Source organism: Qipengyuania gaetbuli (genome assembly GCF_020524765.1).
Classification (GTDB): domain Bacteria; phylum Pseudomonadota; class Alphaproteobacteria; order Sphingomonadales; family Sphingomonadaceae; genus Qipengyuania; species Qipengyuania gaetbuli_A.
Window position 1 is genome coordinate 1594950 of record NZ_JAIVLR010000001.1, and the last position, 16395, is coordinate 1611344.

General features: G+C 65.1%; 17 protein-coding genes. 9 read left to right on the forward strand and 8 right to left on the reverse strand.

What is annotated here, in order from left to right; genetic code table 11:
* Positions 1-10: 10 nt before the first annotated feature.
* Together gltX and LC083_RS08050 are read left to right on the forward strand one after the other, a co-directional pair.
* On the forward strand, positions 11-1357 hold the full coding sequence (gene gltX, locus LC083_RS08045) for a glutamate--tRNA ligase (protein WP_226699916.1): 1347 nt from the start codon (positions 11-13) through the stop codon (positions 1355-1357).
* Positions 1358-1467: 110 nt separating this feature from the next.
* Positions 1468-2103, forward strand: a complete 636-nt coding sequence (locus LC083_RS08050) for a hypothetical protein (protein WP_226699917.1) — start codon at positions 1468-1470, stop codon at positions 2101-2103.
* 15 nt (positions 2104-2118) lie between these two features.
* Here LC083_RS08050 and pyk read toward each other — a convergent pair whose 3' ends face one another.
* Positions 2119-3606: a pyruvate kinase gene (gene pyk / locus LC083_RS08055; protein ID WP_226699918.1), complete on the reverse strand. Its 1488-nt coding sequence runs from the start codon at positions 3604-3606 to the stop codon at positions 2119-2121.
* 46 nt (positions 3607-3652) lie between these two features.
* Between pyk and LC083_RS08060 the strand changes: the two genes are divergently transcribed.
* The 4 genes from LC083_RS08060 to LC083_RS08075 all read left to right on the forward strand — a co-directional run bounded on the left by LC083_RS08060 (position 3653) and on the right by LC083_RS08075 (position 4957).
* Positions 3653-3967: a DUF1244 domain-containing protein gene (locus LC083_RS08060; protein ID WP_226700039.1), complete on the forward strand. Its 315-nt coding sequence runs from the start codon at positions 3653-3655 to the stop codon at positions 3965-3967.
* An 83-nt stretch (positions 3968-4050) separates the two neighbouring features.
* Positions 4051-4287 (forward strand): DUF2312 domain-containing protein, encoded by a 237-nt coding sequence (locus LC083_RS08065; RefSeq protein ID WP_160608848.1) that lies wholly within the window; start codon positions 4051-4053, stop codon positions 4285-4287.
* 60 nt (positions 4288-4347) lie between these two features.
* On the forward strand, positions 4348-4599 hold the full coding sequence (locus LC083_RS08070; RefSeq protein ID WP_160608849.1) for a hypothetical protein: 252 nt from the start codon (positions 4348-4350) through the stop codon (positions 4597-4599).
* A gap of 10 nt (positions 4600-4609) precedes the next feature.
* Complete coding sequence (locus LC083_RS08075) at positions 4610-4957, forward strand: heavy metal-binding domain-containing protein (RefSeq protein ID WP_222554984.1); 348 nt, start codon at positions 4610-4612, stop codon at positions 4955-4957.
* 1 nt (position 4958) lies between these two features.
* Here LC083_RS08075 and trpS read toward each other — a convergent pair whose 3' ends face one another.
* From trpS to secB, 3 genes are read right to left on the reverse strand one after another with little or no spacing between them, the layout of a single operon-like run.
* Positions 4959-5975 carry a tryptophan--tRNA ligase gene (gene trpS / locus LC083_RS08080; RefSeq protein WP_224831799.1) on the reverse strand — a complete coding sequence of 339 codons (1017 nt, stop codon included), beginning with the start codon at positions 5973-5975 and terminating at the stop codon, positions 4959-4961.
* 6 nt (positions 5976-5981) lie between these two features.
* Complete coding sequence (gene murJ / locus LC083_RS08085; protein WP_226699919.1) at positions 5982-7550, reverse strand: murein biosynthesis integral membrane protein MurJ; 1569 nt, start codon at positions 7548-7550, stop codon at positions 5982-5984.
* A 28-nt stretch (positions 7551-7578) separates the two neighbouring features.
* Positions 7579-8109: a protein-export chaperone SecB gene (gene secB / locus LC083_RS08090; protein WP_160608853.1), complete on the reverse strand. Its 531-nt coding sequence runs from the start codon at positions 8107-8109 to the stop codon at positions 7579-7581.
* A 266-nt stretch (positions 8110-8375) separates the two neighbouring features.
* On the opposite strand from secB, the gene LC083_RS08095 reads away from it, so the two are divergent.
* The 3 genes from LC083_RS08095 to LC083_RS08105 are packed head-to-tail and all read left to right on the forward strand — an operon-like array spanning position 8376 to position 10812.
* On the forward strand, positions 8376-9047 hold the full coding sequence (locus LC083_RS08095) for a Tim44/TimA family putative adaptor protein (protein WP_226699920.1): 672 nt from the start codon (positions 8376-8378) through the stop codon (positions 9045-9047).
* Between the two features lie 26 nt (positions 9048-9073).
* Positions 9074-10261, forward strand: coding sequence for a murein transglycosylase A (locus tag LC083_RS08100; protein WP_226699921.1), 1188 nt, complete (start codon positions 9074-9076; stop codon positions 10259-10261).
* Complete coding sequence (locus tag LC083_RS08105; protein ID WP_226699922.1) at positions 10258-10812, forward strand: Smr/MutS family protein; 555 nt, start codon at positions 10258-10260, stop codon at positions 10810-10812. The genes LC083_RS08100 and LC083_RS08105 overlap by 4 nt, the downstream gene beginning before the upstream one ends.
* On the opposite strand, the gene LC083_RS08110 is transcribed toward LC083_RS08105, so the two are convergent.
* The 4 genes from LC083_RS08110 to ahpC form a co-directional block, all read right to left on the reverse strand.
* Positions 10796-11410, reverse strand: coding sequence for a Pr6Pr family membrane protein (locus LC083_RS08110; protein WP_226699923.1), 615 nt, complete (start codon positions 11408-11410; stop codon positions 10796-10798). The genes LC083_RS08105 and LC083_RS08110 overlap by 17 nt on opposite strands.
* Before the next feature lie 103 nt (positions 11411-11513).
* Positions 11514-13718 (reverse strand): catalase/peroxidase HPI, encoded by a 2205-nt coding sequence (katG, locus tag LC083_RS08115; protein ID WP_226699924.1) that lies wholly within the window; start codon positions 13716-13718, stop codon positions 11514-11516.
* 201 nt (positions 13719-13919) lie between these two features.
* Positions 13920-15509, reverse strand: coding sequence for an alkyl hydroperoxide reductase subunit F (gene ahpF / locus LC083_RS08120; RefSeq protein ID WP_226699925.1), 1590 nt, complete (start codon positions 15507-15509; stop codon positions 13920-13922).
* Positions 15510-15655: 146 nt separating this feature from the next.
* The gene (ahpC, locus tag LC083_RS08125; protein ID WP_160608860.1) at positions 15656-16222 is read right to left on the reverse strand and encodes an alkyl hydroperoxide reductase subunit C; all 567 of its coding nucleotides are present in this window, start codon (positions 16220-16222) and stop codon (positions 15656-15658) included.
* Between the last annotated feature and the right edge of the window lie 173 nt (positions 16223-16395).

Here is a 16395-nt window from a genome sequence, read left to right on the forward strand (position 1 = left end):
CGGCGCGGCCATGACCACCATTACGCGTTTCGCGCCGTCTCCGACCGGGCGTCTCCATGTCGGCAATATCCGCACCGCGCTCCACAACTGGATGCTCGCGCGAAAGGCCGGCGGGCGCTTCATGCTGCGCATCGACGACACCGATGCGGAGCGCAGCCGCGAGGAATATGTCGACGCGATCCGCGCCGATCTTGCCTGGCTGGGGCTAGAGCCCGATGGCGAGGAGCGCCAGTCGCTGCGCCTTGCCAAGTACGAGGCCGCATTCGAGGCGCTGAGGGCCGCAGGCCGGGTCTATCCCGCCTACGAGACCGCGCAGGAACTCGAACTCAAGCGCAAGATCCAGCTGGGCCGCGGTCTGCCGCCGATCTACGACCGCGGCGCGCTCAAGCTCACGCAGGAAGAACGCGCTGCGAAGGAGTCGGAAGGCATCGCTCCGCACTGGCGCTTCAAGCTCGATCACGACGAGCCGATTACTTGGGGCGACGGCGTGCGCGGGGTGCAGAAATTCGACGCTGCCCAGCTTTCCGATCCGGTCATCCGGCGCGCCGACGGCAGCTGGCTCTACATGCTTCCGAGCGCAATCGACGATTTGGACATGGGCGTCACCGACGTGCTGCGGGGCGAAGACCATGTCAGCAATACTGCCGTTCAAATTCAGATGTTTACCGCGCTTATTGCTGCACAATATGCTGCAGCAAAAATTCCGCGGTTCGCGCATGAGGCTTTGCTGGTCGGGCGTGAGGGCAAGCTGTCGAAACGCCTCGGTTCGCTGGGCTGCGATGCCTTCCGCGAGAAAGGCATCGAGCCGCAGGCGCTTGTGGCGCTGCTTGCCCGTCTCGGCACCAGCCAGCCGGTCGAACCGATCGCCGATCGCAGCGTGCTGGTCGACAGCTTCGACCTGTCCACTTTCGGCCGGGCGCCTGCGAAATTCGACGATGCGGAACTGGAGCGGATCAATGCCGCGCTGGTCCACCAGATGAATTTTGCATCCGTCGAGCATCGCTTGCCCGAAGGCATGGACGAAGCCGGCTGGCACGCCATCCGCCCGAACCTTTCGCACGTGCACGAGGTGGCCGACTGGTGGCAGCTCGTCACCGGCCCGATCGCCCAGCCGGACTTTGCCGATCACGACCGCGCTTACCTTGAAGAGGCTGCGCGCCTTCTCACCTGGGGCGATGATCCCTGGCACGCGCTCACCAATGCGCTGAAGGAGGCGACGGGGCGCAAGGGCAAGTCGCTGTTCCTGCCGCTGCGGCAGGCACTGACCGGTATGGACCACGGCCCCGACATGGCGGAACTCCTGCCGCTGATCGGCGAGGCGGAGGCGCGCGCGCGGCTGGAACGGGCAGCCGCCTAGGCCCGCTGCAATTCGTGCGGGCTTGTGCCGGACTGGACCGCGCTCTAGCGTGAGCCGATAACAAGCCAATTACGGTCGCAGGGTGCGCAGCTCTTCTAGGGAGGGAGACTATGCCTGCATTTTCACGCCGTAATTTCATCGTCGCTGGGGGCGCTGCCACCATCGCGGCACCCGTAGCCGGACAGGACCTGCTCGAAGTCCTCGGCAAATCGACCCCGCCGCAGCAACTCGGCCCGTTCTATCCGACCGTAAGGCCGCTCGACCAGGATTCCGACCTGACCCATGTGCAGGGCGTTCATGGGACGGCGCAGGGCGATCTCCTCGATGTCTTCGGCGTGGTGACCAACCACGACGGCTCGCCGCTTGCCGGCGTGACGCTGGACCTGTGGCAAGCCAATGCGGTGGGCCGGTACATGCACGGCGGCGACCAGCGCGAGGAACTGCCGCTCGACCCCTATTTCCAGGGCTCTGCCGTGCTGGTGACCGATGCGCAAGGGCGCTACCGTTTCCGCACCATCCGCCCCGGCATCTATGCCTTCGGCGGCACCCCGCGGCCCCGCCACATCCATTTCGACATCAAGAGCCGGCAGGCGCGCCTGACCACTCAGATGTATTTCCCGGGCGAGAAGGAGAACGCGATCGAGGATATCGCGGACGAATCGCTCCTCGTCGCACGCGCAGCGGATGCACTCGATGCGGGCGGTGTAGAAGCGCTGCGCTGGGACGTGAGATTGCCCTACGGCTGAGCCAGCCGCGGACGATCACCGGCCTTCGTATTTTTCCAGCTCGTCGCCGCTGACGGTGACGACGTGCATGAGATTGGTCGAGCCGGGCGTGCCGAAGGGAACGCCTGCGAGCGCGACCAGCTTGCTGCCCGCTCCGGCAAAGCCGTGGCGCAGCGCCATGCGCTTGCCCTTGGCGATCATCTCTTCGAAGCTGCCGATGTCCTTGGTCGCCACGGCGTGCGCGCCCCACAGCAGGGCAAGGCGGCGGGCGGTCTTCATGCTGGGCGTGAGGACCAGCATGGGCACGCTCGGGCGTTCGCGCGCCACGCGGCGAGCGGTGCTGCCCGAACCCGTGAAGACGGTGATCGCGGCGATCGAGACGGTGTCGGCCACGGTCATGCAGGCATGGGCCAGCGCGTCGGCGGTGGTCTTGTCCGGCGGCGTGTCGAGAAAGCGCACGCGGGGGAGATAGGCCTCGTCCCGTTCGACCTGGTGGGCGATGCGGTGCATGATGGTGACGGCCTCTTCCGGCCAGTCGCCGGCGGCGGTTTCCGCCGACAGCATCACGGCATCGGCACCGTCGTAGACGGCATTGGCGACGTCGGAGACCTCGGCGCGGGTCGGCGCGGGGCTCTCGATCATGCTTTCGAGCATCTGGGTGGCTACGATCACCGGCTTGCCGGCGGTGCGCGCCTTGTTGACGATCTGCTTCTGGAGCGGCGGGACTTCCTGCGGCTCCAGCTCCACGCCGAGGTCGCCGCGGGCGACCATGATGCCGTCGGACAGTTCGATGATCTCGTCGAGCCGGCGGACGGCCATGGGCTTTTCGATCTTGGCGCACAGCGCACCATACCCGCCCATCAACTTGCGCGCCTCGGCAAGGTCTTCGGGACGCTGCACGAAGCTGAGGCCGATCCAGTCGACGCCCTGCTGCATCGCGAATGCCAGGTCCTTGCGGTCCTTGTCGGTCAGTGCGGGGATCGGCACTTCGGCATCGGGTACGTTGACGCCCTTGCGGTCGGAAATGACGCCGCCGACTTCGGCCGAACAAAGGATCTCGTTCTCGTCGGCACGGATCACGCGCAGGCGGATCTTGCCGTCGTTGATCAGCAGGCGCTGGCCCTTTTCGAGCAGGCCGAACAGCTCGGGATGCGGCAATTCGACGCGGGTTTCGTCGCCCGGCTCGGGATTGCGGTCGAGCGTGAAATGGCCCGAATGGCGGATGACCGCCTTGCCGTCCTTGAACTTGCCCACGCGCAGCTTCGGGCCCTGCAAATCGGCCAGGATCGCGATGGGGCGGTGGAACTGCTTTTCCAGCGCGCGGATCGCGGCGATCGTTTCGCCATGGGTCTCGTGCTCGCCATGGCTCATGTTGACGCGGAAGGCATCGACCCCGGCCTTGAACAGGCGGGCGAGCATTTCGGGAGATCGGCTGGCCGGACCCACGGTCGCGAGAATTTTGACCTTGCGGCCACGGGGATCGAGCTTGGGTGCGCCTTCGCGCTCTTTGTCGGGCTTTGCCATGAACCAGCGCTATGGCAGGGCGGTGAGACATTTCAAGGACGATGACATGGTTACGAATGCACCCGACCCGCTCGACCGACTGCCCGATGACGTAGCGGCAGCAGCCTTCAGGCGCCTGGTCCGGCACCTGCGTCACCGCCACGATGCCCAGAATATCGACCTGATGGGGCTGGCCGGTTTCTGCCGCAATTGCCTCGCCGACTGGATCATCGATGCCGGTTATGAAGGCGACAAGGCGCAGGCGCGCGAACTGGTCCACGGAATGCCGCAGGACGAATGGAAGGCGACCCGCCAGACGCCTGCCACGCCAGAGCAGCTGGAGCGCATGGAAGCCAGCATCGCGAAAAATCGCGTGGAGTAGCGAGTCGCCGCCTTCACCCCGCGCGGCTGGGTGGCTATTCGCACCGGCCAACCGATTCTCAAGATCACCGGAGTTACCTTCACATGGCCGAAGCCACCGACGACCGCCTGCGCCTTCTCATCGAGCGCATCGAACGCCTCGAAGAAGAGAAGAAGGGCATCGCCGACGATATCCGCGACGTTTACGCCGAATCCAAGGCGGTGGGCTACGACACCAAGATCATGCGCCAGATCATCAAGCTTCGCAAAATGAAGCCAGACGAGCGCAGCGAGCAGGAAACCATCCTCGATACCTACAAGGCCGCGCTCGGAATGGGTTGATTTGCTTGACTTTCCTTGCGTATTGGTGAAGTAATACACCAAATCAACAAGGAGAGCGGTATGTCGGAAGTAAATCGCGGGGCAGGACTGGTCGGGCTGGTCCTGCTGGGGCCGGTCTTCATCGCCATCGTATCGCTGGTGGCGATGCTGTTCGGGGCGGCGGCCGGCTGGGCAGGTGGCCTTATCTTCCCGCAGGTTTTCGACCGGCTGACCACGCTGATCTTCGGTGAGGCGATACCCGCATGGCAGCTCGGCGCGATGCTGGGTTTCCTTGCGACCTTCCTTCGCGCATCCTTCCCAAAGCGCAAGTAGGAGAGCAGTCATGGCAGGACCCTGGAAAGACGCCCGCGGCGTCATCGTCACCACCACGCCCACGATCGAGGGCAGGCCGATCCAGGAATACCTGGGCATCGTGACCGGCGAGGTGATCGTGGGCGCCAACATCTTCCGCGACCTGTTCGCCAATATCCGCGACATCGTCGGCGGGCGTTCGGGCAGCTACGAACGCATCCTTGCCGATGCGCGCAACCAGGCGATCGAGGAATTGCAGGCCGAAGCGGCCACGCGCGGCGGCAATGCGGTGGTCGGCATCGACCTCGATTACGAGGTGATCGGCGACACCGGTTCGATGCTGATGGTCAGCGCCAGCGGTACGGCGGTGAAGATCTGACCTAGCCGCGCACGAGGCCGAGCGCCTCGTAGGTGGCGTCGAGCGTGGGCACGGCGATCTCGCGTGCCTGCGCCGCGCCGCGCGCGAGGATCGCGTCCAATGCCTCGCGGTCTTCGAGCAGTTCGGTGAACCGCGCCGAGATCGGGCGCAGCGTTTCCACCAGCAGTTCGCCCAGCGCGGGCTTGAACTTGCCGAAGCCTTCGCCGCCGAAGTCCTTCAGCACACCTTCCACGCTGCCGTCGGTCAGCGCGGCGTAGATCGTCACGAGGTTCAGCGCCTCGGGACGGTCCTCCAGCCCCTTTTCCTCGCTTGGCAGGGGTTCGGGGTCGGTCTTGGCCTTCTTGATCTTCTTCATCACCTCGTCCGGATCGTCGGCAAGGTTGATGCGGCTCATGTCGGAAGGGTCCGACTTGCTCATCTTGGCCGCGCCGTTGCGCAGGCTCATGATGCGCGCAGCCTGCGGCGGCACGATCGGATCGGGCAGGGTGAAGACCGGCGCTTCCTCGGACGCGAAGTCGTTGTTGAACTTCTGCGCGATGTCGCGCGCCAGTTCGAGATGCTGCTTCTGGTCCTCGCCCACCGGCACGTGGGTCGCCTGGTAGAGCAGCACGTCGGCGGCCTGCAGGACGGGGTAGGTAAACAGCGCGACCGACTGGCCTTCGCGGTTCTTGCCTGCCTTGTCCTTCCACTGCGTCATGCGGTTGAGCCAGCCCATGCGCGCCGTGCCGCCCAGCAGCCACTGCAGTTCCGCGTGCTGCGGGACCTGTGCCTGGTTGAACAGCACGCTGCGCTGCGGATCGATCCCGCAGGCGACCAGCGCGGCGGCCATTTCCAGCGTGCCCTTGCGCAGCTCGGCCGGATCGTGCGGCATCGAGATCGCGTGCAGGTCGGCCAGGAAGAACAAGCACTGGTGACCGTCACCCATCTCGTCCTGCATGCGCACCCAGTTGCGGATCGCCCCCAGGTAATTGCCGAGGTGGAGATTGCCAGTGGGTTGGATGCCGGAAACAACGCGCATGACGGGTTACGAAGCTTTCTTCCTGGTGAGGGCAGCGATGCGCTGCCGGTCGATGGCGCCGACTGCGAACGCCACCCCGAAATAGACCACCGCCGAACAGGCGACGAGGACGATGAGTGCACCCAGCCGTTCGAACAGGCCGGCCGAATACCAGCCGGTTAGCAAATCGCGCGCGAACCACAAGGCTGCGCCCATGGCTGCGGCGGCGACCAGCTGGCGAGCGACACGCGCGACCAGCGACAGCGGGATCTCGTAATACCCGCGCCTGAGCAGGACGATGTAGAGATAGACGACGTTGATCCAGGCGCCGATGACGCTGGCATAGGCGACCCCGACCACGCCAAACCGCTGGAGGAAGGCGATGTTGAAGCCGACGAAAACCGCAAGCGAGATGAAGGCTGCATAGACCGGCGTCTTGGTGTCCGACCGGGCGTAGAAATTGGGCACCAGCACCTTGACCAGCACATAGGCGGGCAGGCCGAGGACGAGCGCGGCCAGCACCTCGCCCGTGACTGCCGCATCGGCCATGTCGAAGCGGCCCCCCTGGAAGATCATGGTGATGAACGGGGTGGCGCAAATCGCCATCGCCACGGCTGCCGGAATGGTCAGCAGCATCGACAGCTCGATCGCGTCCGACTGGATCCGGTCCGCGCCTTCCTTGTTGTTGCCGCCCACGAATTTCGACAGCGTCGGCAGGATGGCGGTCGACAGGGCTATGCCGATGATGCCGAGCGGCAGCTGGTTCAGCCGGTCGGCATAATTCATGTAGCTCACCGAGCCGGTTTCGAGCTGGTTGAGGAAATAGAGCTGGACCAGCGTGTTGATCTGGTAGGCGCCGCCGCCGATCGCGGCCGGCAGGGCGATGATGGACAGCCGCTTCACTTCGGGCGTGATGCGCGGCCACAATATCTTGGGCCGAAAGCCTTCGACCCGCACCCAGTAGAGCAGCCAGAGCAGCTGGATCACGCCGCCCGCGGTCACGGTCCACGCGATGCCGTAAGTGACCTGTTCCAGGCTCGCGCCAGCCTCCATCCACCGCTCTCCCAGCAGCAGGGCGGCGATCAGCAGGATATTCAGGATGATCGGAAAACTGGCGCCCGGCGCGAAGCGCGAGACCGAATTGAGCATCCCGGTGAACAGCGTCACCAGGCTCACCAGCAGGATGTAGGGAAACATGATCCGCGCAAAATCGACCGCAAGGTCGAATTCGCCCGGGTCGACTGGCTTGTCCGCCAGCAGCCAGATGACGCCCGGCATCGCCAGTTCGAAGACGATGCACAACGCGATCAGTACCGGCAGGAAGACGCTGAGCACGTCGGCGGAGAAGCTGCGCGCTTCTTCCAGCCCGCCGTCGCCGTGGAGCCGCTTGGAAAACATCGGCACGAAGGCGGCCGAAAACGCGCCTTCCGCGAACAGGCGGCGGAAGACGTTGGGGATGATGAAGGCCTGGAACCAGGCATCGGTCACCGCATTTGCGCCGAGGACGCGCGAGAAGATCATCTCGCGCGCCATTCCGGCGATGCGGCTCACCATGGTGAGCGAGCCGATCGTGCCGACGTGCTTGAGCAGGCTCATGCGCGAGCCTCCATCAGAGTTCCGCCCCTCAGGCGTTCCCGGTCGGAGCCGGGGTGCCCTGCGCCTGCTGCGCGGCGCGGGCCTGCAGCTGCTGCTGGTAAAGCGTGCCGAAATCCATCGGATCGAGCATCAGCGGCGGGTAGCCGAGATCGCGCACCGCTTCGGCGATGATGCCGCGCGCGAAGGGGAAGAGGAGGCGGGGCGTTTCGGCAAACAGGAAGGCGTGCGCGTGTTCTTCGGGCACGTTGCGGATGCCGACGAGGCCGCAGTAAGCCAGCTCGACGATGTACATCGCGCCCTGGTCCGCGTCCGCGCGCACGGTCATCTTCAGTTCGACTTCGTGCACTTCGTCGGTGATCTTGTTGGCCGCGATGTTGACCTGCACGTCGATGCGCGGCTGTTCCGACCACTGGTAGGCAGCCGGCGCATTCGGGTTCTCGACCGAGAGGTCCTTCACATACTGGTTGAGGACGCCGACCGTGGGGCGGTTGTCCGCGCCGTTGGCACCGGCTGCAGGGTCCGCGTTGAGATCGGTCAGTACGTCGTTTTCATCGGCCATCGGGCAAGCTTTCTCTAGACTGGCAATTCGGGATCGGTCGCCGGACGCGCACGCGCCCCGCATTTCAGGGCGCGCGCCTAGCACCGTGCAGGGCGCGGGGCAATGCGCGAGGAAGGCGACGGTCCGGTGCCTGATAGGGGTGTCTGGACCCGGCAGCGCCCATTGTGCGTTTGTAATTGGTCCCTATCTAGGGCAGTAGGGAGACAGGGCCGGTAACCTGCCTCCCCCCGCAGATTTGCCAAGTCGACCAGAACGGAATTTCGCCAGTGATCTACGAGATCGTCATCCTTGCCGCCATCGCCGCCTTCCTCGGCCTGCGCCTCTATTCGGTGCTCGGCCAGCGGTCGGAGCAGGAAGAGGACCCGATCCGCCGCAGCTACGGCCCGCGCGAACAGAATGCGCCTCCGCCGCCGGTCGCTGGCAGCGCCGATGCGGTTCCCGCCGCCCGCCCGACCGTGACGCTGCGCAGCGTGGACAATGCCACCAGCGCCAACGAAACCGCGATCCGCGCGATTGCCGCGTCCGATTCGCGGTTCGACCTGCTGTCGTTCCTCGAAGGGGCGAAGGCAGCCTATGCGATGATCCTCGAAGCCTTCTGGAAGGGCGACCGTGAAACCCTGCGCGAACTGACTGACGACGATGTCTACGCCAGCTTCGCTGCCGCGATCGACGCGCGCGAGGCAGCGGGCGAAACGCTCGACAACCGCCTGATCCGGATCGAGGACGCGACTGTCCATTCGGCCGAACTCGCGGGCAAGGATGCGCGCATCGCCGTGCGCTTCGTCGCCGATATCGCGGCCGTTACCCGCGACAAGGACGGCAATGTCGTTGCCGGTTCGCTCGACGATGCCGTGGAAAGCCGGGACATCTGGACCTTCCGCCGCCATGTCGACGCGATGGACCCGAACTGGGTCCTCGACGAAACCGACCAGGACTGATCACCGCCAGCACAGGAGACGGATGGATGCGAAGCGCGCTCATAGCAGGGGCGGCTTTGCTGCTGTCCGCCTGCGCCGTGGTTCCCGATGCAAGGCCGCCGATGGACACGGGCGTGGTCCCGCCGCCGCCCGCGACGCTGGCCGACAACGCCCTGTCGGCAGGGCTGACTGCGGGGCCTGACATCGCCAGCCTGCCGATCGGGTCGCAGGATGCTGCCGCGGCCCTGTCCGCGTTTCGCGCCTCGTGCGACAAGATCCTGTTCCGCGACGATGCGAGCGGCCTCACCAGCCGGCTCGACTGGCAGGGCCCGTGCCTTGCCGCGACCAACTGGTCGAGCGAGCCGCGCCTGTTCTTCACCAGCCAGTTCGAAACCGCAGTCGTGGGTGAGGGCAAGGCCTTCGCCACCGGCTATTTCGAGCCGGAAATCCTCGGCAGCCGTACCCGCGCGCCGGGATACGACGTGCCGGTCTATGCCATGCCGACCGACCTCGTGCGCGCATGGCCCGACGACACGCCCGAAGCCGAACGAACCGGTCGCCCCCCGCTCGGCCGGTATGACGAGAGCGGCAAGTTCGTGCCCTATTTCGAGCGGGCCGAAATCGTCGCAGGCGCGCTCGAAGGCAAGGTGCCGGTCATCGCCTGGGCCGCCGATCCGGTCGAATTCTTCTTCCTCCAGATCCAGGGTTCGGGCCTGCTGCGCCAGCCCGACGGCAGCGTCATGCGCATCGGCTATGCCGGGCAAAACGGGCGCGAATATGTCGGCGTCGGTTCGATCATGCGCGAACGCGGGCTGATCGGCGACGGGCCGGGCCAGTATCCCGGGTCGATGCAGGGCATCATCCAGTACATCCGCGACAACCCTGAAGAGGGCGAGGCGCTGATGAACCTCAACAAGAGCTGGATCTTCTTCCGCGAGCTGACGACCGATGGCCCGCTCGGCTCGCTCGAAGTGCCGGTGCGAGGCCGCGACAGCGTGGCGGTGGACCCCAAGTTCGTGCCCTATGGCGCGCCCGTCTGGCTCGATCTCGACCGCGACGTCGCCGATGGGCTTTGGGTGGCGCAGGACACGGGCGGCGCGATCAAGGGTGCCAACCGCTTCGACACGTTCTGGGGCAATGGTGCCGATGCACGCGAGATCGCCGGCGGCATGAGCGGGCGCGGCAAGGCCTACATCCTCCTGCCCAAGGGAACGCTCGCGCGTCTCAAACCGTGACTGCGCCGCGTGGCCTGACGGCAGAAGAAGCAGCGGCCTGGGAAAAGGTCGCGGCGACGGTCGATCCGCTGCACCCTCCGGTAAAGCGGCCAGTGGCGCTTGCACCGGCTGCCGTGACAGCGCCTGCTCCTCCCAAGCCCCTGCCGAAGGTCCGCAAGGCGGTAGCGCCGCCGAAGAAGGCACCGCCCCCGCCGCCGCCGCAAACCAATTCGCTCGATTCCCACTGGGACCGCAGGCTCAAGTCGGGTTCTATCCAGCCCGATGTGACGCTCGACCTGCACGACCACGGGCTCGATGCGGCCTACGACCGGCTGATGAGCGGCATCGCGCAGGCCCGCGCCATCGGTGCGCGCACGGTGCTGCTAATCACCGGCAAGCCGCGTCCCGTCGCGCCTGCCGACCGGGCGGAGCGGCGCGGGGCGATCAGGGCCAAGGTGCTGGACTGGCTGGCGGCCTCCAGCCACCATTCCGCCATCGCCGCGGTCCGCCGCGCGCACCAGCGCCATGGCGGAGACGGCGCGCTCTACATCGTGCTCAGGCGCGAGCGCTGACAAGCCGGCGCAGACCGAGCAGCAGCGCACCGAACAGCATGAACACCAGCGCAAGCCCCGCGATATTCGCGAAGACCCGGCCATATCCGTACTGCGGCACGTCGAGGAAGAAATAGGCGTAGAAACCGCTCATTTCGCCATAAACCAGTGCGAAGACGGTGTAGGTCACCGGCGCGATCATCACCAGCGGCAGGTCCTTCCAGCCATTGTCGGCCGGACGGGTGAAGGCCAGCCACCAGCCGACCGTCGCGGCGGGAATGATCGTGTGGTGCATCTGGTTGGTATACCAGTCCAGCCCGACCGGGTGGTGATCTGCCGCCAGCAGAGTGTGATAGACGATGGCCACGATCGTGATTGCGGTCGCAAGCGCAAAAGGCACGGCGCGGTGGATCGATCCCTTCGCTGCGATCCAGGCGAACAGCACGGCGGCAGCCAGATTGCTCCAGATCGTGAAGAAACGCAGCAGCAGGGCGAAGGAGACGAGCGGGCTGCCGTCCCGTTCGAGATTGAGCGTGGACTGGACCGCGAGGCCGATGAAGGCTGCCAGCGAGATGATGCCGGCGAGAACGCGGGCCCGTTGCGAAAATGCGATGCTCATGCCCGTTGCGTAGCGGGTGGCGGCGTGCAGTAAAGCACGAAAAAGCCCCCGACATTGCTGCCGGGGGCTTCTTCTGCGGCCCAGTGGGCTCGGGTATGACCCGTTATTTGTGGTACTTGGCGTAGGTCAGGTCGAAACGGTCCGCGTCCATGACCTTGGTCCAGGCCTTGACGAAGTCGCGCACGAACTTCTCCTCGTTACCGTTCTCGGCATAGACTTCGGCCACGGCGCGCAGGCGCGAGTTCGAACCGAAGACGAGGTCGGTGCGCGTGGCGCGCCATTTTTCGGCACCCTTCAGGCGGCAGCGACCGACGAATTCCTCGTCGCCGCTCTCGTCGACCACTTCCCACACCGTGCCCATTTCGAGCAGGTTCACGAAGAAGGAATTGTCGAGCTTGCCCGGGGTGTCGGTGAGAACGCCCAGCGGCTTGTCGCCATAGACCGCGCCCATTGCGCGCAGCCCGCCGACCAGCACGGTCATCTCGGGGATCGAGAGGCCGAGCAGGTGTGCCTTGTCGACCAGCATGTCCTCGGTCTTCACCGAAGCCTTGGTCTTGAGGTAGTTGCGGAAGCCGTCGGCGAAGGGCTCGAGCGGCTCGAAGCTCTCGGCGTCGGTCTGCTCCTGGCTGGCATCGCCGCGGCCGGTGGTAACCGGGACCGCGACGTCGAAGCCGGCATCCTTGGCTGCCTTCTCGACTGCAGCCGAACCGGCGATCACGATGGCATCGGCCATCGAGAGGTCGCCGCGCAGTTCGTCGAGCTTGGCCAGGACCTTGGCGAGCTTGTCGGGCTCGTTCGCTTTCCAGTCCTTCATCGGCGAGAGGCGGATGCGGGCACCGTTGGCGCCGCCCCGGTGGTCCGAATTGCGGTAGGTCGAGGCCGAGGCCCAGGCCGTCTTGACCAGTTCGGCAATTGACAGGCCGCTGGCGAGGACCTTGGCCTTGAAGTCCGCAACCGCCGCGTCCGAGGCCTGCTTGCCGGCGGGGACGGGGTCCTGCCAGATCAGGTCTTCAGCCGGGACTTCCGGGCCGAGGTAACGGACCTTGGGACCCATGTCGCGGTGGCACAGCTTGAACCATGCGCGGGCGAAGGCATCGTCCAGCGCCGCCTGGTCGTCGCGGAAGCGTTCGGAAATCTTGCGATAATCCGGGTCACGCTTCAGCGCCATGTCGGCGGTGGTCATCATGGTCGGGACCTTCTTGCTCGGGTCCCGCGCATCGGGTGCCATGTCTTCCGGATCGGGATTGATCGGCTGCCACTGGTTCGCGCCGGCCGGGCTCTGGACGAGCTCGTAATCGTACTTGAACAGAAGGCGGAAGTAGTCGCCACCCCACTGCGTCGGATTGGGCGTCCAGGCACCTTCGATACCCGAGGTGGTGATGTGGCCCTTCTCGATTTCTTCCGGATCGGTCAGCCAGCCGAAGCCCATGCGATGCAGGGTTTCGCCTTCCGGCGCGCCCGAGAACGTGTCCGAAGGCTTGGCACCGTGGGCCTTGCCGAAAGCGTGGCCACCGGCGGTCAGCGCAACGGTTTCCTCGTCGTTCATGGCCATGCGCGCGAAGGTTTCCTTCATGTCGCGCGCCATGCCTTCCCAGTCGTTGGGATTGCCGCCCGGACCTTCGGGATTGACGTAGATGAGGCCCATCTGGATCGCTGCCAGCGGGTTTTCGAGCGCCTTGCCCTCGTCGGGCAGGATGCGGGTTTCCGCACCGGTGTCGACCCACTGTTCTTCCGTGCCCCAATAGACGGTTTCCGGATCGTACACGTCCTTGCGGCCGCCGCCGAAGCCGAAGACGGGACCACCCATCGATTCAATGGCGACGTTGCCGGTGAGGATGAACAGGTCGGCCCAGCTGATGTGCTTGCCGTACTTCTGCTTGATCGGCCACAGCAGGCGGCGGGCCTTGTCGAGGTTGCCGTTGTCCGGCCAGCTGTTGAGCGGAGCGAAGCGCTGCTGGCCGCTGCCGCCGCCGCCGCGCCCATCGCCCGTGCGATAGGTACCGGCTGCGTGCCAGGCCATGCGGATGAAGAAGGGGCCGTAGTGACCATAGTCTGCCGGCCACCAGGGCTGGCTGTCGGTCATGAGGTCGGTGAGATCCTTCTTGAGCGCGTTGTAGTCGAGCGCGTTGAAGGCTTCGCAATAGTCGAAATCCTCGCCCATCGGATCGGCCGCGCGGCCGCCTTCGGTCAGGATTTCAAGGTCGAGCTGGTCGGGCCACCAGTCGCGGTTGGTACGGCCGAACAGCGAGCGCGTGCCGGCGTTGCCGTGGAAAGGACAACCGCTGATATCTCCGGTCTTGGCGTCCATTGAACTCTCTCCTTCGAAAAAAGACTCGGTCTCCCGCCCGAGAACCGAAGGACGATGAACGGCGCCCGTTAATTCGTCCAATCGATTAAACGGTTCAAATTGATTGCCATAAGCGATTGAGCGGCGAAGCGTGCCCCAGTTGCGAAAAGCGCCGCCATCCCGCTGGAATGACGACGCTTTCGTAACTGATCTGGGTCAATTTCAGGCGGCCTGGGCGATGTCCTCCACCGGCTCCGTGCGGATCAGGTAATCGAAGGCGGACAGGCCCGCCTTCGAGCCTTCGCCCATGGCGACGACGATCTGCTTGTAAGGCACGTCGGTCACATCGCCTGCACCGAAGATGCCGGGCACATTGGTGCGGCCTTCCTCATCGGTGACGATTTCGCCGAACTTCGTCAGTTCGAGGCCCGAGCCCTGCAGCCATTCGGTGTTCGGCACGAGGCCGATCTGGACGAACACGCCTTCGAGCGCGATGCGGCGTTCGGAACCCGACTTGCGGTCTTTGAGGACGAGGCCGTTGACCTTGCCGTTCTCGCCGGTGATCTCGGTCGTCTGGCCGCTGGTGACGATCTCGACATTGGGGAGGCTGCGCAGCTTGGCCTGCAGCACTTCGTCGGCGCGCAGCTTCTCGTCATATTCGACCAGCGTGACGTGGCCGACGATCTTGGCGAGGTCGATCGCCGCCTCGACGCCGGAATTGCCGCCGCCGATCACCGCGATGCGCTTGCCCTTGAACAGCGGCCCGTCGCAGTGCGGGCAATAGGCGACACCCTTGTTGCGGTATTCCGCCTCGCCCGGCACGCCGAGATTGCGCCAGCGCGCACCCGTCGCGAGGATCAGGCTGCGCGCCTTGAGGCTTGCGCCATTGCCCAGTTCGACCGTGTGAAAGCCGCCTTCCTTAGTGGCTGGGACAAGCTTCACGGCCTTGGCGAGATCCATCAGGTCGATGTCGTATTCGCCCACGTGGCGTTTGAGTTCACCAGCCAGCTTCGGCCCTTCGGTATAGGGCGTGCCGGGCAGGTTCTCGATGCCGAGCGTGTCGTGCAGCTGGCCGCCGAAGCGTTCCGCCGCGATACCGGTGCGAAAGCCCTTGCGCGCAGTGTAGATTGCGGTTGCCGCGCCTGCCGGACCGCCGCCGATGACGAGCACTTCGAACGGGTCCTTGGCCGACAGCTTTTCTGCCGCCTTCTCCTCGCTGCCCGTGTCGAGCTTGGCGAGGATTTCGGCCAATTCCATCTTGCCGTTGTAGAAGGGCTCGCCGTTGAGGAAGGTCGCGGGGACCGCCATGATCTCGCGTGCCTCGACTTCGTCCTTGTGCGTGCCGCCTTCGATCAGCGTGGCGGTGATGCGCGGGTTTTCCAGCGCCATCAGCGTCAGCGCCTGCACCACGTCGGGGCAGTTGTGGCAGGACAGCGAGAAATACATCTCGAAATTGTAATCGCCCTCGAGGCCGCGGACCTGTTCGATGAGGTCGGCATCGACCTTGGGCGGATGGCCGCCGGCCCACAGCAGGGCGAGGACGAGGCTGGTGAACTCGTGGCCCATCGGCAGGCCCGCGAAGCGCACCCACTTTTCCGCATCGCTGGCGCGGCGGATGACGAAGCTGGGCTTGCGCGCGTCGGTCCCGTCGAAGCTCGCGTTGACGAGATCGTGCAGCGCGGCGATTTCCTCCAGCAGTTCGCGCGTTTGCGCGGACTTGGCGTCATCGCCCAGCGAGGCGACGAGTTCGATCGGCTCGCGCAGATTGGCGAGATAGGTCGAAAGCTGCTGCTTCATCGCGGTGTCGAGCATGAAAGTCTCCGAAGGGATGGAAGATGGGAAAAGGCCCGGGGCGGGGGGGAGGCAAGTGCCCCGGGCCTTCCAGCGACCCGAGTCCAGTCAGGCTCGGGCTCTTGGGCGGCACCCGGAGAAGATGGGCGCCGCCGGTCTTGTCGCGCTTAGATCTTGCCGACGAGGTCGAGCGAAGGAGCGAGGGTTTCGCTGCCTTCTTCCCAGGCTGCCGGGCAGACCTGGCCGGGGTTGTTGCGCACGTACTGGGCGGCGCGGATCTTGCGGACCAGTTCGTTGGCATTGCGGCCGACGCCTTCGCAGGTCTGCTCGACCAGCTGGATCACGCCGTCAGGGTCGACGACGAAGGTGGCGCGATCGGCCAGGCCCACGCCTTCACGCAGCACGTCGAAGTTCTTGGCCAGCTCGTGGTTCTGGTCGCCCAGGAACGGGAAGTTCAGCTTGCCGATCTTTTCCGAGGTGTCGTGCCAGGCCTTGTGGCTGAAGTGGGTGTCGGTCGACACGCCGTAGACTTCGACGTCCAGCTTCTGGAGCATTTCGTAGTGCTCGCCGAGGTCTTCGAGCTCGGTCGGGCAGACGAAGGTGAAGTCGGCCGGATAGAAGAAGAACACGGCCCACTTGCCGCGCACGTCTTCGTCGGTGACGTCGTAGAAGTCCTTGCCGGCCTGGAAGGCGGTGGCCTTGAACGGTTTGATCTGGCTTCCGATGATACCCATGGTTGTTATTCTCCGTATGTTCGGGTTGGAATTCGTGCCCTCCAGATAGGGTTCGCTGCGATGCACAAAAGCGATTTTGTGCGATTGCGAGCATCGAAATAATCAATCAATCGATTAGAACTTTCGATAAGTGCAACTGTCGGGCGATTTCGTTGCGTCTGGCGCAAGAGAGG

Excerpts from the sequence above, each read along its gene's own strand:
- gltX (WP_226699916.1), top strand. The coding sequence starts at position 11 with ATGACCACCATTACGCGTTTCGCGCCGTCTCCGACCGGGCGTCTCCAT.
- LC083_RS08050 (WP_226699917.1), top strand. The coding sequence starts at position 1,468 with ATGCCTGCATTTTCACGCCGTAATTTCATCGTCGCTGGGGGCGCTGCC.
- pyk (WP_226699918.1), bottom strand. The coding sequence starts at position 3,606 with ATGGCAAAGCCCGACAAAGAGCGCGAAGGCGCACCCAAGCTCGATCCC.
- LC083_RS08060 (WP_226700039.1), top strand. The coding sequence starts at position 3,653 with ATGGTTACGAATGCACCCGACCCGCTCGACCGACTGCCCGATGACGTA.
- LC083_RS08065 (WP_160608848.1), top strand. The coding sequence starts at position 4,051 with ATGGCCGAAGCCACCGACGACCGCCTGCGCCTTCTCATCGAGCGCATC.
- LC083_RS08070 (WP_160608849.1), top strand. The coding sequence starts at position 4,348 with ATGTCGGAAGTAAATCGCGGGGCAGGACTGGTCGGGCTGGTCCTGCTG.
- LC083_RS08075 (WP_222554984.1), top strand. The coding sequence starts at position 4,610 with ATGGCAGGACCCTGGAAAGACGCCCGCGGCGTCATCGTCACCACCACG.
- trpS (WP_224831799.1), bottom strand. The coding sequence starts at position 5,975 with ATGCGCGTTGTTTCCGGCATCCAACCCACTGGCAATCTCCACCTCGGC.
- murJ (WP_226699919.1), bottom strand. The coding sequence starts at position 7,550 with ATGAGCCTGCTCAAGCACGTCGGCACGATCGGCTCGCTCACCATGGTG.
- secB (WP_160608853.1), bottom strand. The coding sequence starts at position 8,109 with ATGGCCGATGAAAACGACGTACTGACCGATCTCAACGCGGACCCTGCA.
- LC083_RS08100 (WP_226699921.1), top strand. The coding sequence starts at position 9,074 with ATGCGAAGCGCGCTCATAGCAGGGGCGGCTTTGCTGCTGTCCGCCTGC.
- LC083_RS08110 (WP_226699923.1), bottom strand. The coding sequence starts at position 11,410 with ATGAGCATCGCATTTTCGCAACGGGCCCGCGTTCTCGCCGGCATCATC.
- katG (WP_226699924.1), bottom strand. The coding sequence starts at position 13,718 with ATGGACGCCAAGACCGGAGATATCAGCGGTTGTCCTTTCCACGGCAAC.
- ahpF (WP_226699925.1), bottom strand. The coding sequence starts at position 15,509 with ATGCTCGACACCGCGATGAAGCAGCAGCTTTCGACCTATCTCGCCAAT.
- ahpC (WP_160608860.1), bottom strand. The coding sequence starts at position 16,222 with ATGGGTATCATCGGAAGCCAGATCAAACCGTTCAAGGCCACCGCCTTC.